14 protein-coding genes are annotated in these 16,726 nt (G+C 68.7%); 5 read left to right on the top strand and 9 right to left on the bottom strand.

The genetic code is table 11. The features are described from left to right. Window positions 1-41 precede the first annotated feature (41 nt). From TFU_RS08265 to TFU_RS08255, 3 genes are read right to left on the bottom strand one after another with little or no spacing between them, the layout of a single operon-like run. Window positions 42-989 carry a VWA domain-containing protein gene (locus TFU_RS08265; protein ID WP_011292104.1) on the bottom strand — a complete coding sequence of 316 codons (948 nt, stop codon included), beginning with the start codon at window positions 987-989 and terminating at the stop codon, window positions 42-44. Continuing rightward, window positions 986-1,957 (bottom strand): DUF58 domain-containing protein, encoded by a 972-nt coding sequence (locus TFU_RS08260; protein WP_011292103.1) that lies wholly within the window; start codon window positions 1,955-1,957, stop codon window positions 986-988. The genes TFU_RS08265 and TFU_RS08260 overlap by 4 nt, the downstream gene beginning before the upstream one ends. After that, on the bottom strand, window positions 1,954-2,973 hold the full coding sequence (locus TFU_RS08255; RefSeq protein ID WP_011292102.1) for an AAA family ATPase: 1,020 nt from the start codon (window positions 2,971-2,973) through the stop codon (window positions 1,954-1,956). Before TFU_RS08255 ends, TFU_RS08260 begins: the two co-directional genes overlap by 4 nt. Before the next feature lie 89 nt (window positions 2,974-3,062). Between TFU_RS08255 and TFU_RS08250 the strand changes: the two genes are divergently transcribed. Further along, window positions 3,063-3,887, top strand: coding sequence for a hypothetical protein (locus TFU_RS08250; RefSeq protein WP_011292101.1), 825 nt, complete (start codon window positions 3,063-3,065; stop codon window positions 3,885-3,887). 29 nt (window positions 3,888-3,916) lie between these two features. Here the strand turns inward: TFU_RS08250 and TFU_RS08245 are convergent, their stop codons facing one another. Further along, on the bottom strand, window positions 3,917-4,894 hold the full coding sequence (locus TFU_RS08245) for an aldo/keto reductase (RefSeq protein ID WP_011292100.1): 978 nt from the start codon (window positions 4,892-4,894) through the stop codon (window positions 3,917-3,919). Window positions 4,895-5,081: 187 nt separating this feature from the next. Between TFU_RS08245 and TFU_RS08240 the strand changes: the two genes are divergently transcribed. Together TFU_RS08240 and TFU_RS08235 are read left to right on the top strand one after the other, a co-directional pair. Continuing rightward, on the top strand, window positions 5,082-6,656 hold the full coding sequence (locus TFU_RS08240; RefSeq protein ID WP_011292099.1) for an alkaline phosphatase D family protein: 1,575 nt from the start codon (window positions 5,082-5,084) through the stop codon (window positions 6,654-6,656). A gap of 47 nt (window positions 6,657-6,703) precedes the next feature. Then, on the top strand, window positions 6,704-7,705 hold the full coding sequence (locus TFU_RS08235) for a Gfo/Idh/MocA family protein (protein ID WP_011292098.1): 1,002 nt from the start codon (window positions 6,704-6,706) through the stop codon (window positions 7,703-7,705). A 22-nt stretch (window positions 7,706-7,727) separates the two neighbouring features. Here the strand turns inward: TFU_RS08235 and TFU_RS08230 are convergent, their stop codons facing one another. From TFU_RS08230 to TFU_RS08220, 3 genes are all read right to left on the bottom strand, one after another. Next, on the bottom strand, window positions 7,728-8,483 hold the full coding sequence (locus TFU_RS08230) for a class I SAM-dependent methyltransferase (protein ID WP_011292097.1): 756 nt from the start codon (window positions 8,481-8,483) through the stop codon (window positions 7,728-7,730). A 476-nt stretch (window positions 8,484-8,959) separates the two neighbouring features. Next, a complete protein-coding gene (locus tag TFU_RS08225) occupies window positions 8,960-9,430 on the bottom strand; it encodes a GNAT family N-acetyltransferase (RefSeq protein WP_011292096.1) in 471 nt (156 codons plus the stop codon). A 155-nt stretch (window positions 9,431-9,585) separates the two neighbouring features. Next, a complete protein-coding gene (locus TFU_RS08220; protein ID WP_011292095.1) occupies window positions 9,586-10,551 on the bottom strand; it encodes an LLM class F420-dependent oxidoreductase in 966 nt (321 codons plus the stop codon). Window positions 10,552-10,814: 263 nt separating this feature from the next. On the opposite strand from TFU_RS08220, the gene TFU_RS08215 reads away from it, so the two are divergent. Beyond that, entirely contained in the window at window positions 10,815-12,233 is a 1,419-nt protein-coding gene (locus TFU_RS08215; RefSeq protein WP_011292094.1) for a sugar porter family MFS transporter, read from the top strand. 213 nt (window positions 12,234-12,446) lie between these two features. Here TFU_RS08215 and TFU_RS08210 read toward each other — a convergent pair whose 3' ends face one another. Beyond that, entirely contained in the window at window positions 12,447-12,842 is a 396-nt protein-coding gene (locus tag TFU_RS08210) for a MerR family transcriptional regulator (RefSeq protein WP_016188762.1), read from the bottom strand. Between the two features lie 282 nt (window positions 12,843-13,124). Here TFU_RS08210 and pabB point away from each other — a divergent pair, with 282 nt between their 5' ends. Then, the gene (pabB, locus tag TFU_RS08205; protein ID WP_011292092.1) at window positions 13,125-15,227 is read left to right on the top strand and encodes an aminodeoxychorismate synthase component I; all 2,103 of its coding nucleotides are present in this window, start codon (window positions 13,125-13,127) and stop codon (window positions 15,225-15,227) included. Between the two features lie 88 nt (window positions 15,228-15,315). On the opposite strand, the gene TFU_RS08200 is transcribed toward pabB, so the two are convergent. After that, complete coding sequence (locus TFU_RS08200) at window positions 15,316-16,626, bottom strand: lytic polysaccharide monooxygenase (protein ID WP_061783670.1); 1,311 nt, start codon at window positions 16,624-16,626, stop codon at window positions 15,316-15,318. Between the last annotated feature and the right edge of the window lie 100 nt (window positions 16,627-16,726).

Raw genomic sequence — 16,726 nt, 5'->3', positions numbered from 1 at the left:
TAGCGGTTATTTCGGGCTGACGGAGAATCGGCTCTCAAAAATCAGGGCAGACGCTGCGACCATGCCAGCGAGAGCACCGCGGTCGCAGTGGCGAGGACTAAGGCTACGACGACGAAAGGAACAACGATCTCCTTGTGCACGGTCTCAGTGCCCAAGGAAGAGCCGATATCAGCGTAGACGTCTTTGAGCTCGCCGGTGGACTCGGCCTCGTAGAAACGGCCACCCGTGGTCATAGCGAGTTCCTTCAAGGTCTCCTTGTCGATGTTGGCGGGCACGTAGTGGCCCTCGATCTCGATGATCGACACTCCGGTGCCGAACGCAATCGTCGACACGGGCACCCCCGCAGCCCGCGCCTCGTCAGCGGCGGCGGCCACCGGGCGACCGCTGGTGTTCTCCCCATCGGAGAGCAGCACGATCGCTGCGGGCGGCGGATCATCGGTGGCCTTCTCGTCGAAGGAGCGGATGGCCTGCAGGGAGGCGAACACTCCTTCGCCGATCGCGGTGCCCGACGAGATCGTCAGGTTCGCGATGGAGTCGGCGACCGCCTGGTGGTCTTGGGTGGGGGATGCGACAACGGTAGCGACCGAGGAGAAGGCCACCAAACCTACGTTGAACCGCGGCGGCAAGGATTCGATGAAGCTTTGCGCGGACTCTTTGGCTGAGGTGAGCCGGTCCGGGGCGACGTCGGTAGCCGCCATCGACGGGGAGACGTCGATAGCGACGAGGATGGTAGCGCGCTCCCGAGGAACTTGGACGTCCATGGCTGGCCGGGCCAGCGCCAGGATCAAGACGATGATGGTGAGCAGAAACAGCGCGGCTGGGACGTGGCGCCGCCACGCCGACGCCTGCGGCACGACATGCTCGAGCAGGGCGAGGTTGGAGAAACGCAGCGCGTACTCGGTGCGCCTGCGCTGCATCAGCAGGTAGGCGACGAGGAGGACTGCCGCGGCCAGCAGCCACCACAGGTGGATGGGAGCCAGGAAGGTCACGGTGCGGTCCTTGTCGGAATGGCGGGTCGGGGCACGGTGTGCCGGGCCAGCCGGTGGGCGGTACGGCGCTGGGCGACGACGAACTGGGCGATGTCGCGGACCCAGTCGCGGTCGGTGCGCAGCCGCAGGTGGGCCGCGCCCGACGCGCGCAGCGCCGCGGCGATAGCAGAACGCTGTTCAGCGGCGGCGTGGGCGTAGCGCTGGCGCACCTTCTCCGTCAAATGGATGTGGCGAGTGCGGCCGGTCTCCGGATCGGTCATCGCGACCAATCCTATGGCGGGCAGGTCCAGTTCCAGGGGATCCACGACTTCTATGGCAATGGTTTGACAGTTGGCGCTCATCCGGCGCAGCGGGGTCTGCCAGTCGGGGACCCCGCCGGGCGGGGTGTCCAGGAAATCGGAGACGATCACCCGCAGCCCGTGGCGGCGGCGGGTGCGCGACAGGTCTGCGAGCGCGTCCGCCAAGCGGAGGGGAGGCTCCCCCGGACGGAGCGGAGGAGCCTGTTTGAGCTGGCCGAGCGCGCCCGCCACGATCTGGTCGACCGACATGCCGGGCCGGGCCTGCCACCGCGCGACCCGTCCCCCGCTCAGCAGGTGGACGCCGCACTGGTCGCCGACCCGCCGGGTGAGCAGGGTGATCGCGGCCAGGGCACCGATGGCGATGTCGCGTTTCCTGGCCTGCGCGGTGCCGAAGTCCATGCTGGCTGACAAGTCCAGCAAGGTCCACGTGTGCAGCTCCCGGTCGGCGACCAAGTCCCGGACGTGCGGGTGGGTGGTGCGTGCGGTGACCGCCCAGTCCATCCGCCGCACATCGTCCTGTCCGGGCTGGTAGAGCCGTGCGTCCCCCGGCTCGCTGCCGGGGCCCGCGTGCAGCCCGAGGTGTTCGCCGTGTAGCAGCCCGTGCAGCCGCCGGGTCACGGTGAGGGTGAGACGGCGCAGCGCTTCCCGCTGGCGTGCGTCAGGAGTCATGGCCGCGCCGGGGCGGACTCGGGGACGTCGTCCCAGATGACGCGGGGCGGGGGGACTGCGGCGAGGATCTGGTCGACCACGGAGGCGGCGGTGACCCCGTCGGCGAGCGCGTCAAAGGTGAGGACCAGCCGGTGGTCGACGATGTCGTGGACCAGCGCTTGGACGTCTTCGGGGAGGACGTAGGCGCGGCCGCGCAGCAGCGCAAGCACCCGCGAAGCGGCGACCAGGCCGAGGGTGGCCCGCGGGCTGGCGCCGACTTCGATGACATGCTGGAGCGGGGCCAGGCCGTAGGCGGCGGGCTCCCGGGTCGCCATGACGAGGCGCACCACGTAGTCGGCGACGAGCTGGTCCACTTGCACCTGTTGGGCCTGTTCGCGGAGCCGGAGCAGGTCGCTCAGGTTGAGGACCTGGGTGGGCCGCGGAGGGGTGGTGCTCATCCGGCGCAGGATCTCGAACTCTTCGTGGGCGCGCGGATGGTCCACCCGCACCCGCAACAGGAAGCGGTCGCGCTGCGCTTCCGGGAGCGGGTAGACCCCCTCTGATTCGATGGGGTTCTGGGTGGCGATGACGATGAACGGGTCCGGCACCGGATAGGTGGTGCCCGCCAGGGACACCTGTTTTTCCGACATGACTTCCAGGAGCGCCGACTGCACTTTGGCGGGGGCACGGTTGATCTCGTCGGCCAGCACGAAGTTCGCGAAGACCGGCCCTAGTTCGACGTCGAACGCTTCAGTGGACGGCCGGTAGATGCGGGTGCCGATGATGTCGGACGGCACCAGGTCGGGCGTGAACTGGATCCGGTTGAAGGTCCCGCCGACCACAGAGGCGAGGGTGGAGACGGCGAGGGTCTTGGCGACCCCCGGAACCCCTTCGAGCAGGCAGTGGCCCCCGGCGACGAGGCTGATGAGGGTGCGTTCCACCATGGCCTGCTGGCCGACGATAACGGTGGATACCTCCTGCAGCACCCTGCGCAGCAGGGTGGTGGCCTCGGTAGGCTCCTCAGCGGTCGACGACATCGGCAGTGGCCTCCCAGAGATGGGCTGGGTTCCGCGCGGGGCGCGGGTACGTTGGACTGCGGAAAGGTGTGCAACGGGGAGACTACCCGTTGCGACGGCAGTGGATGGGAGAGGACGGCGCGGAGGTGGCGCACGAGGCTCTGCGGGATGCTGATCCGCGTCAGGTGGGGGCTTACCGGATCCAGGAGCGTAGAGTACACCGCCCAGAAGGCGTGGTTTATGCGGCGCGCGGCGCCGCGGGGGAGCCGGTGAGCGTCGCGGTGCTGAGCTCGGGTGCCGCCAGTGACCCGGCCGTGCTGGACCGGTTCCGGGCCGCGGTGGTCGACGGCGCCGGGCTTGCGGAGCGTCCCCGGGTGCTGGCCTCCACCCTCTCCGGTCCGGTGGTGTGGGTGGCTGTGGCTGCTTCCCGGCCTGACGCCGCGAACGTGTTTCTGGACGCGGTGGCAGCACCTGAGCCGCGGCGGGGCAGCGGGCCCACGTACGTGCCTTACTGGGCGTCCGCTGCCGCGCCGGCAACGGCGCGCTGGCCGTGGCCGACGCGGCTTCGGGCGCTGCGCGGCGCGGGCGCGGACCCCGGTTCCAACCCTGGCCTGGTGGCCGGGGTGGTGGCGCTGATCGCGCTGCTTGCCGCGCTGCTGCTTGTGCTCTACTTCCTCATGGCCTCGATGAGCCGCGAAGTGTATGCGCCGCCTCCGGAGGCACCGCCGTCCCCGGCACCGGAGGTGAGCCCGTCACCTGTCCAGCCGTCGCCGCGCGGCTCGCCGTCCCCGGCGGTGAGTCCCTCTGTTGAGCCGTCGCCGCGCGACTCGTCGTCCCCGGGACCGTCGCCGTCCCCGGTGCCGTCAGTGTCACTCGAACCGGAAGAGGACCACCCCTTCCCGATCGGGCCCGCGCGCCCCGAAGACCTGTTGTAGCCGGGACGCAGAGCCGGCGGGCGTCCGGGCTACCAGCGGTGGTGGACTTGGGGGCGGATCAGCTCGTCGTAGACCGCGCGGACACGGGCGTGGACGGTTTCCGGGAGCGGGGCCAGAGAGGCCGCGGCAGCGTTGCTACGCGCTTGGTCAGCGTTGCGGGCCCCTGGGATGACCACGCTGACCCCCGGCTGGTCGAGGATCCACCGCAGGGCGAATTGGGCCATGGTCGCCCCTTCAGGGACCAGAGGACGGAGCCGTTCCACCGCGGCCAGGCCGGTGGCGTAGTCCACCCCGGAGAAGGTCTCTCCCACGTCGAACGCTTCACCATTGCGGTTGAAGGAGCGGTGGTCGTTCGCGGCGAAGGTGGTGTCCGCGGTGAACTTCCCGGACAGCAGGCCGCTGGCGAGCGGGACGCGGGCGATGATCCCGACCCCGGCTTCGCGGGCGGCGGGGAGCACTTCTTCCAGCGGTTTGAGGCGGAAGGCGTTGAGGATGATCTGGACGGTGGCCACATTGGGGCGCCGGATGGCGGTGAGCGCCTGCTCGCAGGTTTCCACGCTGACCCCGTAGGCGGCGATCCGCTGCTCTTCGACCATGGTGTCCAGTGCGTCGAAGACCGCGTCGTCGGCGTAGACCTCTGACGGCGGACAGTGCAGTTGGACGAGGTCGATGGTGTCCACTCCGAGGTTGGCGCGGGAGCGGTCGTTCCACGCACGGAAGTTCTCCAGGTTGTAGACCTCGGGGGACTGGGGCACCCTCCGCCCCATTTTCGTGGCTACGGTCAGCCCGTCGTATTCCCGTAGCAGGCGGCCGACGAGGCGTTCGCTGCGGCCGTCCCCGTACACGTCGGCGGTGTCGAAGAAGGTGATCCCGGATTCCACTGCGGCGTGCAGCGCGCCCATGGCGTCGGTTTCGCTGACTTCCCCCCACGCGTCACCGATCTGCCAGGCACCGAACCCCACCACGCCGACATTCCTGCCGGTCCTACCGAGTCGTCGAGTCTCCATAGCTGGTGATCCTAGAGGGGACTTAACCGGTTTGGAAAAGATGCCGGCGGTGGCGGACTGGCGCCAACTAGTAGCCAAAGGTCACCAAATTTTCCTTGTTCGGCCGATTGCCCTGCACGTTCCTGACGTTCGGCACATGGAGTATGCGCAGAGAGTAGTGGTTGTCACTTTTTGTAATGGGGTTTTCATGGTGCGTCGCACGCTCTCTGCAGTCCCGCCGTCCCGACGCCGCTTCCTGGGCATCGGTGCTGCCTCTGCGGCCGCCGTAGCCCTGGGGACCGGTCTGTTTCCCGCCCCGTCCCACCGCTCCGCCTCCGCCAGCTCCTACCCTTTCACCCTTGGGGTCGCCTCCGGGGACCCGCACCCCGACGGGGTCGTCCTGTGGACCCGCCTGGCCCCCGACCCGCTCGCCCCCGACGGCCGGGGCGGCATGGGCGACGAGGAGGTTACGGTCCGCTACCAGGTTGCAACAGACGAGCGCTTCAGCCGCGTGGTCCACGAGGGAGAAGCCGTCGCCTCCCCCGAACTCGCCCACTCCGTCCACCCCGAGATCACCGGTTTGGAACCGGACCGCGAATACTTCTACCGGTTCCAAGCCCTGGGGGAGATCAGCCCGGTAGGGCGCACCCGCACCGCACCCGACCCCCGAACCGAGCCGGCTCTGCTCCGGTTCGCCTTCGTCTCCTGCCAGAAGTGGGACGACGGCTACTACACCGCCTACCGCCACCTGGCCGAAGAAGACCTGGACCTCGTCGTGCACTTGGGCGACTACCTCTACGAGTACCCGGTAAGCGGAGCCATCCGCCAGGTCGAGATCCCCGACTACCTGGCCACCGAGACGGAGACTCTCGAGCAGTACCGGGTGCGCTACGGCCTGTACAAGAGCGACCCCGACCTGCAGGCGGCGCACGCTCGCTTCCCGTGGATCGCCGTGCTCGACGACCACGAAGTTAAGAACAACTGGGCCGGGGCCCACACCGGTGAGGCCGAGCTGGCCCGCCGCGCGGCCGCATTTCAGGCGTACTACGAGAACCTGCCGCTGCGCCGCTCCGCCCTCCCCGTCGGGCCTGCCATGGGACTGCACCGCCGGATCTCGTGGGGCCAGTTGGCGGATTTCACGATCCTCGACACCCGCCAGTACCGCGACGCCCACGCCTGCCACGACGGAAAGTCCGCCACCTGCTCTGCACGGCTCAACCCCGGCCGCAGCCTGCTCGGCACGGAGCAGCGCGAGTGGTTGCTGCACGGGTTCGAGACCTCGCCCGCCCGCTGGCACGTGCTGGGCAACCAAGTGCCGATGACGCAGAGCGACCTCGATCCGGGGCCTGCGACCCGGGTGTGGTTGGACTCCTGGGACGGCTATGTCGCAGAGCGCGACCTGGTGCTGGCCGAGGCTGCGGCACGCGGGGTACGCAACCTGGTGGTGGTGACGGGAGACCGGCACCAGAACTACGCGGCCGAACTCAAAGCCGACTACGCCGACCCGGATTCTGCGACCGTGGGCACGGAATTCGTCGGCACCTCGATCAGTAGCAGCCAGGACGGGCAGGACCTGGGGGAACAAGGGCAGGCTCTGCTCGCGGCCAACCCGCACCTGCGGTTCGTCAACGAGCAGCGCGGCTATGCGCGGTGCTTCGTGACCCCCGAGCTGTGGCAGACCGACTTCCGCGTGGTGCCGTACGTGACCTCACCCGGGGCTCCCGTCTCCACCCGGGCGTCTTTTGTCGTCGAAGACGGGCATCCCGGGCTGCTCGAAGGGTGACCGCTGCGGCCTACCCCGCTCCTGAACCGATTCAGTAAAGTGGGCGCATGACGACAGACAGGGGTGTGCTGCGGTGGGGCGTGCTCGGCACCGGGTGGATCGCCACCGCTTTCCTTGAAGGGCTGCGCGCCGTCCACGGGGCCCGGGTCACCGCGGTCGGTTCGCGAAGCGCGGCCGCAGCCGAGCGCTTCGCCGACACCTGGGGCATCCCCAACCGGCACGTGGGCGTCACTGCGCTGGCTGAGGACCCTGACGTCGACGTCGTCTACATCGCCACACCCCACTCAGCCCACCATGCGGGCACACTGGCCTGCCTCGCCGCAGGCAAGCACGTCCTGTGCGAAAAACCGCTGGCTATGAATGCCCGGCAGGTCACCGAAATGATCGGCGCGGCCCGCAGCCACGGGCGCTTCCTCATGGAAGCCATGTGGACCCGTTTCGCCCCGGCCAGCCGGAAGATCAGCGACCTCCTCGCCGCCGGGGCCATCGGTGAACTGCGGATGCTCATCGCCAACTTCGGCAACGCCGTCCCCTACGATCCGGCCAGCCGCCTGTGGAACCCCGAACTGGGCGGCGGGGCCCTCCTGGATTTGGGGGTTTATCCGATTGCGCTGGCCTCCCACTTCTTGGGAGACCTCACCGTTGTAGGGGTGAGCGGCCGCCTCGACCCCCAGGGGAAGGTGGACGCCCAGAGCACGGTGCTGGTGGAGAACCGCGACGGGGTGACCGGACTGCTCGCTTGCTCACTGGAGGCGCCGCTCCCCAACCGGGTCGCCCTCATCGGCACCCGCGGCCGGATCGAAGTGGAGCGCTGGTGGTGCCCCACCGACTTCGTCCTCTACCGGGACGGCAGCGAACCGGAAGCGTACGCCTTCCCGCACCGCGCCAACGGGTATGAGCATGAGGCTGAGGAAGTGGCTCGTTGCATCGCCGCAGGCGAGCAGGAGAGTCCGCTGATGCCGTGGGCGGAAAGTTTGCGGATCATGCGCATCATGGACGAGGTGCGCCAGCGTCTCGGTGTCGTCTACCCCTACGCCGACACCCCGTGACCTGGCCCGAGCGCGGACGGTCTCAACGGGACGGCACCACCGCCACCACCCGCAGCCTCCGGTAGTCCGCCCACCAGGAGCCGTCCTGGTAGAGGGCGGGACGCAGCCGCTGTTCCAGTGCGGTGAGAAACGCGTCGGTGTCGGTGACCCCGGCCAGCAGGGACGTGGCGAACATGCGCACCCACGAGCCCAGGCCGTCCGCACCGGTAAGCGGGGTGGGCCGGTCGAACAGCCATGCGGCGCGGACTTCGAATCCGGCGTTCTCCAGGACGCGCGCGTACTGGGCGACCGTGGGGAAGTACCAGGGTGAGGCGGCCTGCGGTAGGCCCCACTCGGCGCGCAGCTCGTGGATGGCGGTGGTGAGCGTAGCGATGTTGCCTGCGCCGCCGAGTTCGGCGACCAGGCGTCCGCCGGGGCGCAGCACGGCACGCAGGGAGGCGGCAGCCTGGTCGGCTTCGGGCACCCAGTGGAGGACGGCGTTGCTCAGTACCGCGTCGAACTCCTCCCGGAACGGCAGGGCGCGCAGGTCGGCCACGGTGACGGGGATGCCGGGGAAACGCGCGGCCGCCCGCGCCACCATCTCCGGGCTGATGTCTACGCCGAGGACATCCACCCCGGCGGCCGCGAGCTGGGCCACATGGTCTCCGGTGCCGCACCCGGCGTCCAGGACGCGTTCCCCGGGGGCCGCGTTGAGCAGGTCGAGGAGCGCGGTGCCATGCGCGGCGACAAACGAGTGGCGTGCATCGTACAGTTCGGCGTCCCAGACATGCGCGGTCATACCGCGAACCTACCCTTGCGTCTCGCTATGAGAAACAAATATCTCAATAATTGAGACGCTGGGGAGTTTTCATGCCTGATCAGGCTCCGGACAGTGCCGGATACCGTAGGCCGCGCGCGCAAAGACCTGCCGGAACAGCGGGAGCGGACGGGCCCTCCTCGCCCGAACAGCGCGCCGGCGCCGCTGCACGCCAGGAATCCCGGTGCCCAAGGCTGCCCTGTCCCGGAAACCGCGCACCCGGCACCACCGGGACTGCTGCGGCACACCCCGCCCTTCCTGTCCTCACGTGGATGCCGTACCGGGGAAGCCCTCGCCGAGCCGCATAGCCGACAGAAACGCACACCGCCTGGCCCTAGAGCGGCCGGGGCAGACCGGCCGCGGGGCCCAACCCAGGCAGCCAGGAACCTGCCCCGCCGTGGACCATCCCCGCCATGGCCAGGAAGAGACAGAGGACAGAAACGCCCAACCACGCGCGGTTATGCCGCGGAAGGCACCAGGATCCGCTCAAAGCAAATGCTCTCCGCGCAGTTCGCGTAGTGCCCAAACGGCTCAATCCGCTGATAGCCGCACCGCTCGTACAACCGCAGCGCCTCAGGCTGCCGAGTACCGGCCTCCAGACGCATCCGCTGTGCCCCTCTGCTGATCGCGGCCTCCTCCAAAGCCCGCAGGAGCACCTCGCCGATACGGCGTCCCCGCCACGCAGGGGTGACATACATGCGTTTGATCTCGTACGTCACCTCGTCCAACCGGCGCAGTCCGCCACAACCCACCGACACAGACGTTTCAGCGTCGCGGGCGATCAGGAACACGTCCACGTCCTCCGCGGACGGTTTGGGACACTGCTCCAGATCACCGCCGTACCGCTGGATGATCTCCGCTTCCTGCTCTTGGCGCAGCCGCACGCCTACAGGGTCGTCCCAGCTTGTGGCTTCTACGATCACTCCCACATTCAGCAGGCTACCCCGATCCCCAGTGCGCGCTTCGGAAACGCGGTGAAATGACCGTCACTGACCGTCGCAGCACCGGTGTGATCGGGACGATCCGGAACGATGGGGTAGTGCTTCCGCGCTCTCGAAAGAACGTCCGAAACACCCGGGAGCCCTCACTCAGGGCTCGAGGAGAGCACAGGCTTCAACTGCGTGGCGAAAAACTCGAAGAACCCGTCGGGATCCGGCCCGACGTTGCCGATATAGACCTCGTCGATCCCCGCCTCCACGTACTCCGACAACAAAGTGAGGTACTCGTCGGGGTCGGAGCCGCACGGCAGTTGGGCCGCAACCTGCTCGGCCGTGACCAGTTCAGCCAGGGCGGCAAAGTGCTGGGGGAGCGGAAGCAGCTGGCTGGCCTGCCCCGGCAGGAAGTCGTTCGGCCACCGCCGGCGGGCATGCTCCACGGCCTGCTTCCGGTCCGGCGCCCAGGAGACCTTGACCCCCGCCTGGATCGGTTTGGCCGCCCCGCCGTGCTCCCGGAACTCCTCGATCAGAGGCAGACTCACCCCCATGGTGATCAGCCCGTCCCCGATACGTCCGGCAAGCCGGGCAGCGTACGGGCCGAACGCGGAGACGAACACGGGAGGCGGCTGGTCGGGAAGGGTGTACAAGCGCGCCGTGTCGACCTGGTAGTGCCGGCCCCGGTGCGTGGTGAGACGGCCCTGCCACAGCCGCCGCATCAGCTCCACCGCCTCGGCCAGCATCTCCCGCCGTTCCGCGGCCGGAGGCCAGCGTTGGGCGACCACATGCTCGTTGAGCGCCTCGCCGGTGCCCACCCCCAGCGTGAAACCGCCGCGCAACTGGCAAGCAGCGGTCGCCGCAGCCTGCGCTGTGACGACCGGGTGGAGGCGCATGATGGGACAGGTGACCGCGGTGGTCACCGGCAAGTCGGTGGCTTCGCTGAGCGCTCCGATGACCGACCACACGAACGGGCTGTGCCCCTGCTCGTCCAGCCACGGATGGAAGTGGTCGGAAATCCACAGGGCCGAGAAGCCCGCTTCCTCTGCCAGCCGGGCCTGGCGGACCAGTTCCCGAGGCCCGTGCTCTTCACAGGCGAGAAAGTATCCGAAGCGAGTCACCCGAACTCCTCTCCCGGACAGCAGTCGTCTTCCGATGCCGCTAACCGGGCTTAAGACCGCTAATCCACCAGCCAGGCCCCCGGCTACCGAAACGAAGAACGCCGCTCGGGCAGCGGCTGTCCGAACCGCGCGCCTCCGCCCCAGACACGCCTGCCCCGAGACAGGGTGTAAAACCCGCGGTCTCGGCTAGAGGAACAGAACCGCATGGCGGGCCGTGCTCGTGGTCAAGGTCAGGCCATGGGGAAAACCGGGCGAGGAGTGACGTGTCTACAACGGGAGAGGCCCCCAGCAGCGGTGAAGTGAACATCGCCCACGTGGTGATGATTGCGGCAGCCGCGGCGATGGGCGGATTCCTGTTCGGGTACGACAGTGCCGTCATCAACGGTGCGGTGAGCGCGATCCAGGACACCTTTCGGGTCGGCTCCACTGTCATCGGGTTCACGGTGGCCGCTGCCCTGATCGGTTCCGCGGTGGGGGCGGCGATCGCGGGTGCCCTGGCCGACCGGATCGGTCGGATCCGGGTCATGCAGCTCGCGGCTGTGCTGTTCGCGGCCAGCGCGGTCGGATCCGCGCTCCCCTTCACCGTCTGGGACCTGGCCTGGTGGCGCGTGGTCGGCGGCGTGGCGATCGGTATCGCCTCGGTGATCGCCCCGACCTATATCGCCGAAGTGTCCCCGCCCGCGTTCCGCGGCCGCCTCGCCTCGCTGCAACAGCTCGCCATCGTCCTCGGGATCGCCACCTCCCAACTGGTCAACTACGGGCTGGCCGCCGCGGTGGGTGGCAGCGCCCTCCACCGGCTCGGCCCGCTGCAGGCCTGGCAGTGGATGCTCGGCATCGAAGTGCTGCCTGCCGCCACGTACTTTGTACTGACCCTGGTCATTCCCGAGTCGCCCCGCCACCTCGTCCGCATCGGCCGCGATGCCCGCGCACGCCGCGTCCTCGCTGAAGTCGAAGGCGGTGACGTGGACGGCCGTGTGGCGGAGATCCGCCGGGTGCTCGGCCGGGAACGCCGCCCCCGCCTGCGCGACCTGCGCGGCCGCTACGGGCTGCTGGCCATCGTGTGGGTGGGCATGGCCCTGTCCGCGTTCCAGCAGCTCGTCGGCATCAACGTGATCTTCTACTATTCGGCGGTGCTGTGGCAGTCGGTGGGTATCGCGGAAACCGACTCGCTGCTGCTGAGCCTGTTCACGTCCATCGTGAACATCGTCGGCACCCTGATCGCGATCGGCCTGGTAGACCGGGTGGGACGCAAACCCTTGCTGCTGGCCGGATCGGCGGGGATGACGGTGGCGCTGGCCTTCACCGCATTCGCGTTCAGCCACGCCCGAGGGGAAGGAGACGACGTGGTGCTGTCAACGGCGTGGGCCTTGACCGCCCTGGTCTCCGCCAGCACGTTCGTCCTGTTCTTCGCGCTCTCTTGGGGAGTGGTCACCTGGGTGCTGCTCGGCGAGATGTTCCCGCTGCGGATTCGCGCTGCAGCCATGGCCGTGGCCACCGCCACCCAGTGGATCACCAACTGGCTGGTGACCGTCACCTTCCCGTCGCTGCGTGACTGGAGCCTTCCCGGCACCTACCTGGTGTACACGGCGTTCGCGCTGCTGTCCTTCGGGTTCGTGCTCCGGTTCGTGCGGGAAACCAAAGGCCGGACACTGGAGTCGATGGACGAACTCGCCGGACAGTGACCACAGCAGGGAGGTCTGCCCCGGCCGGGGCAGCGGAATGCGGCGGCGCGAACACCGAAGGTCCACACCGCCGCGGGAACCGGTGAGTACGCGTCGGAAGCGGGCCGGTTCCCGGCCAGGAACTCTACCCTTCCGTGAGAGTAGCTATGACAGGGAGGCGCGGATAGGCCAGCACGCTGCGGAAACCCGGTTCCGGACCGGTTGCTCGCGTCTTCACGCCCGGGCACGGGGGACGGCTGCGCCGCGCCGGGCGCGCAGCCGGGCACCGAACTCTTCGGCCAAGGCCAGTTGCTCCCGCAGCGCAGCACAGCGGGCCGCGACAGCCGTTTCGAACCGGTCAAGCTGGTCGGTCAGCGCGGCGCGCTCCGCGTCGTCGAGCCCTGGGGAGTCGAGCCGGTCAAGAACACCCAACAAGTCGCGGGTCTGCTCCAAGCTGAACCCCAAGGGTTTCATCTGCTTGATCAGCAGCAGCCGTGCCACATCGGATTCGGTGTAGAGGCGGAAGCCCCCCTTGGAGCGCGCAGACGGCACGACAAGCCCGACCTCGCCGTAGTAGCGGATCGTCCGCAACGACAGTCCGGTACGTTCGGCTACTTCGCCGATCTGCATGCGGTCCCTGCCCACCGGGCCACCTCCTCACCACGATTTCCCCTAACGGTACAGACACCGGCGGGTCTCCAGGCCACAGCAGCACCGGGAGTCCGGGCCGCAGCACTAGTCCTGCCTGGTATGCGAAGACCTGCGCCTTCCCGCCGTCGCAGACCAGCGGATCAGCCCGGGGAAGGCGCGCAGCCCTTGTCCCCAGCCTGCTGCCGCCAGCCTGCGCCATGATCGGCGCGGCGCTGACAGGCGTACCCTGAAACGCGGTGCGGCAGGGAAGGGAGGATCGGCATGCGGGTGCTGCTCGTGGACAACCACGACTCCTACACCTACAACCTCGTCCATCTGCTTGCGCGCACCCTAGGCGAGGAACCGCTGGTCGTCACCAACGACGATCCGCGCTGGAAGTGCTTGGACCCCGCTGACTTCGACGCCGCCGTGATCTCTCCCGGCCCTGGCCGACCCCAGCGGGCCAGCGACGTGGGGCACACGCGGCGCGTGTTGGACGAACCGCACCTGCCGATCCTCGGCGTGTGCCTGGGCCACCAAGCCATCGCCCACCACGCCGGTGCCGCGGTGGTCTCGGCCCCCCGGCCCCGCCACGGGCATCTCAGCCGGGTACGCCACGACAATTCCGCTCTTTTCGCGGGAATTCCCCAGGACTTCACCGCCGTGCGCTACCACTCGCTGTGCGTGGCCTCGCCGCTGCCGGAGGATGTGGAAGCTACCGCCTGGGCCGAGGACGGGGTGGTCATGGCGTTGCGCCACCGCGTCCTGCCACGCTGGGGCGTCCAGTTCCACCCCGAATCCGTGGCCAGCGACCACGGCCCCACTCTGGTCGCCAACTTCGTTCGCCTGGCCCGGGCCCACCGCCGGGTGGTTGCTGGACGTCCCGGAGCTACCGCGCAGCAGAGCGGAAGCCCGCGGCCCGCACTCCACACGACCCCGGTGCGACCAGGACAGCAGGGGGTACCGCCCACCGGGGCAGCGCCGCGGGCTCTCCACGAGGTGCGGAAAACCCTGCGGTTCCGGGTCATGCCGCGTGCCGTGGACACCGAAGCAGCGTTCCTCACCTGCTATGCCGGACGCGACTACGCCTTCTGGCTGGACAGCAGCCTGACCGGCGGGACCGCACGGTTCTCGTTTCTCGGCGGTCTCGACAGCCCTCAGAGCGAAGTGCTCACCTACCGGGTAGGCGACGGCACGGTAGCCGTGCGCTCTGCCGACGGCACGACGCACACCGAGCCCGGCACGATCTTCGACGCGCTCGCGACCCGCACCGCTTCCGCCCCCTACGGCCGTCCCGACCTGCCTTTCGACTTCTTGGGCGGCTATGTCGGCTACTTCGGCTACGAACTCAAAGCCGACTGCGGCGGCACGGCCGTGCACCGCGCCGCCACCCCTGACGCGGTATGGCTGCGCTGCGACCGCTTCATCGCGGTCGACCACGCAGCGGACCGCACCTACCTGGTCGCCGTGGACGGCGACGAAGCCTGGCTGGACGCCATGGCGCGCTCACTCAGCGGACTGCGATCCCCGTCAGCCTTGCAGCAGACCGGCAGGGGAGTGGATCCGACCCCGTTCCTGGAGCGTTCCCCGGACGACTACGTGGCCGACGTCAAACGGTGCCTGGAGGAGCTGGCCGCGGGGGAGAGCTACGAAATCTGCCTGACTACCCGGGCACGATTGCCAGCACCCGGTGACGGCACAGCCTTCTACTTGAGGCTGCGCCGCGCTAACCCGGCCCCGTACGCGGCCCTGCTCCACGCGGGGGAGACCGCCGTGTATAGCGCCTCCCCGGAGCGTTTTCTGCGGGTCACCCCGGACGGCTGGGTGGAGAGCCGCCCGATCAAGGGGACCGCACCGCGCCACGACGACCCGGTCCGCGATGCGCGCGCCCGGGACGCCTTGCGCGGCGACCCGAAAACCCGGGCGGAGAACCTGATGATCGTGGACTTGCTCCGCAACGACCTGGGACGGGTCTGCGAGATCGGAAGCGTGGAGGTGCCCGCGTTCTTGTACACCGAGTCCTACGCCACGGTGCACCAGTTGATCTCCACGATCCGCGGACGGCTGCGCGCAGACCGGTCCGCGGTGGACGCGGTGGCGGCGTGCTTTCCGCCCGGGTCGATGACGGGGGCGCCTAAGAAACGCACCATGGAGATCGTGGACCGGCTGGAGACGAGCGCGCGAGGGGTGTATTCGGGAGCGTTGGGCTACCTGTCCTTCTCAGGGACCGCCGATCTGAGCGTGGTGATCCGCACCGCTGTCTGCCATGACGGGCAGGTGACCGTGGGAGCAGGCGGGGCTGTCGTACTCGAGTCGGTGCCGGAGCGCGAGTACGCCGAGATGCTGCTCAAAGCGGCGGTGCCGCTGCGTGCCCTCGAAGCGTGAAGAGCCCGCCCCGCCAGTGGCGGAGCGGGCTCGGGCCGGTGACGGAGGGGAGGGACTCGTCGTCACCGAGTTGAGGGAGGGAGAACCGTTAGGCCACGGAGCAGAGGCTGCCGTTGAGCTTGAAGTTCTCCGGCACTCCCGGCTCCCGCGTGGAGTTGGCGTTGAAGCCGAACTCCACCGAGCCGTGGTGCGGAATGGTGCTGTTCCACGAGACGTTGGTGACCGTCACGGTGGTTCCGGACTGCTGGGCAGTGGCGTTCCACGCCTGGTTGATGGTCTCACCGTTGGTGAAGTCCCACGTCAGTTCCCAGCCGTCGATGGACTCGTGGCTGCCGTTGTAGATCCGCACCTGGGCGGTGAATCCGCCGTACCAGGTGTTGGGTGTGCTGTACTCGATCTCGCAGGCGAGCGCGGGAGCGTCACCCGAGTTGAAGGTCAGCGTCGCCGACGGGCTCGAGGTGTTGCCCGCCGCGTCGCGCGCCACGACGTAGATCGAGTAGTCGGTGTTCGGCGTCAGCCCGGTGAGGGTGACGCTGGTGGTGCGAGTCGTGGCCAGCAGCTCGTCGTTGGCCGCGTTGTACACCCGGTACTCGGCGACACCGACGTTGTCGGTTGCAGCAGGCCAGCTGATCTGGGCGGAGGTGCCGTTCAGGGAACCAGCCACCGGGGTGCCGGGAGCAGTGGGCGCCTCAGTGTCCGGCTGAGGACCGCCCGAACCGCCGTCGTCGCCGCCGCCGACGAACACCACGTCGGTGCAGTCGTAGAAGGCCTCCGGGCTGTCGGAGCGCTGCCAGATCGAGTAGATGATGTGGCGGCCCGACTTGTTAGGCAGCGTGGCGTCCCAGTAGTACTCCGGTCCCTCGGGGCCACCAGGACGGATCGGCGGGTCGGTGACCGTGTGGAAGGGAACAGGCTCCAGGTCGTCCCAACCCAGCGGGGAGTTGGGATCCCAGCCATCCTTGGTGACGTACAGGTACCAGGTGCCGGGGTGCGGTGCCCAGGCGTTGTACTGGAAGGTGATGGTGCTTCCGGCCACCAGCGTGGTGGTGGGCCAGTGCTCGCTGACCAGGTTCAGGCCGCTGAACTGCGGGTGGGGGCCGCAGAGCTGGCCGTCCGGGATGATCTCGCGGTGCCGGCCACCAGCGTCGCTGATGAGGTTGCCGAACCAGTTGTAGAACGGGTAGTTGCCGTTCTCCGCAAGCAGGTTCTGGCAAGCGGGGTTGGTGGGCGCGATGTTGCCGCCCTGGCCCCCCTCGATGCCGTTGACGTAGCAGATGTAGCTACGCGTCGGGGGGTAGGTCATCGCGCCGTGCGCGTAAGCATCCTCGGCCGGTGTGACGGCGGCGAGGGTTGCAGTCAAGCCAGCGAGTGCGCCAAAAGCAGCGAGCCGGCTTCTCATTCTCACCGTGGAACTCCTTGAGAGACGTTACGGCTAGGACCGCCGCGACCTGTGGGGGCTGGCCGCGGCGGCCGGCCCGGAACGTCCGAGGGACGATCCG

This window comes from Thermobifida fusca YX, from assembly GCF_000012405.1.
Lineage (GTDB): Bacteria > Actinomycetota > Actinomycetes > Streptosporangiales > Streptosporangiaceae > Thermobifida > Thermobifida fusca.
The sequence above is the reverse complement of the archived record's forward strand: the minus strand, read 5'-3'. Positions and strand labels throughout refer to the sequence as shown.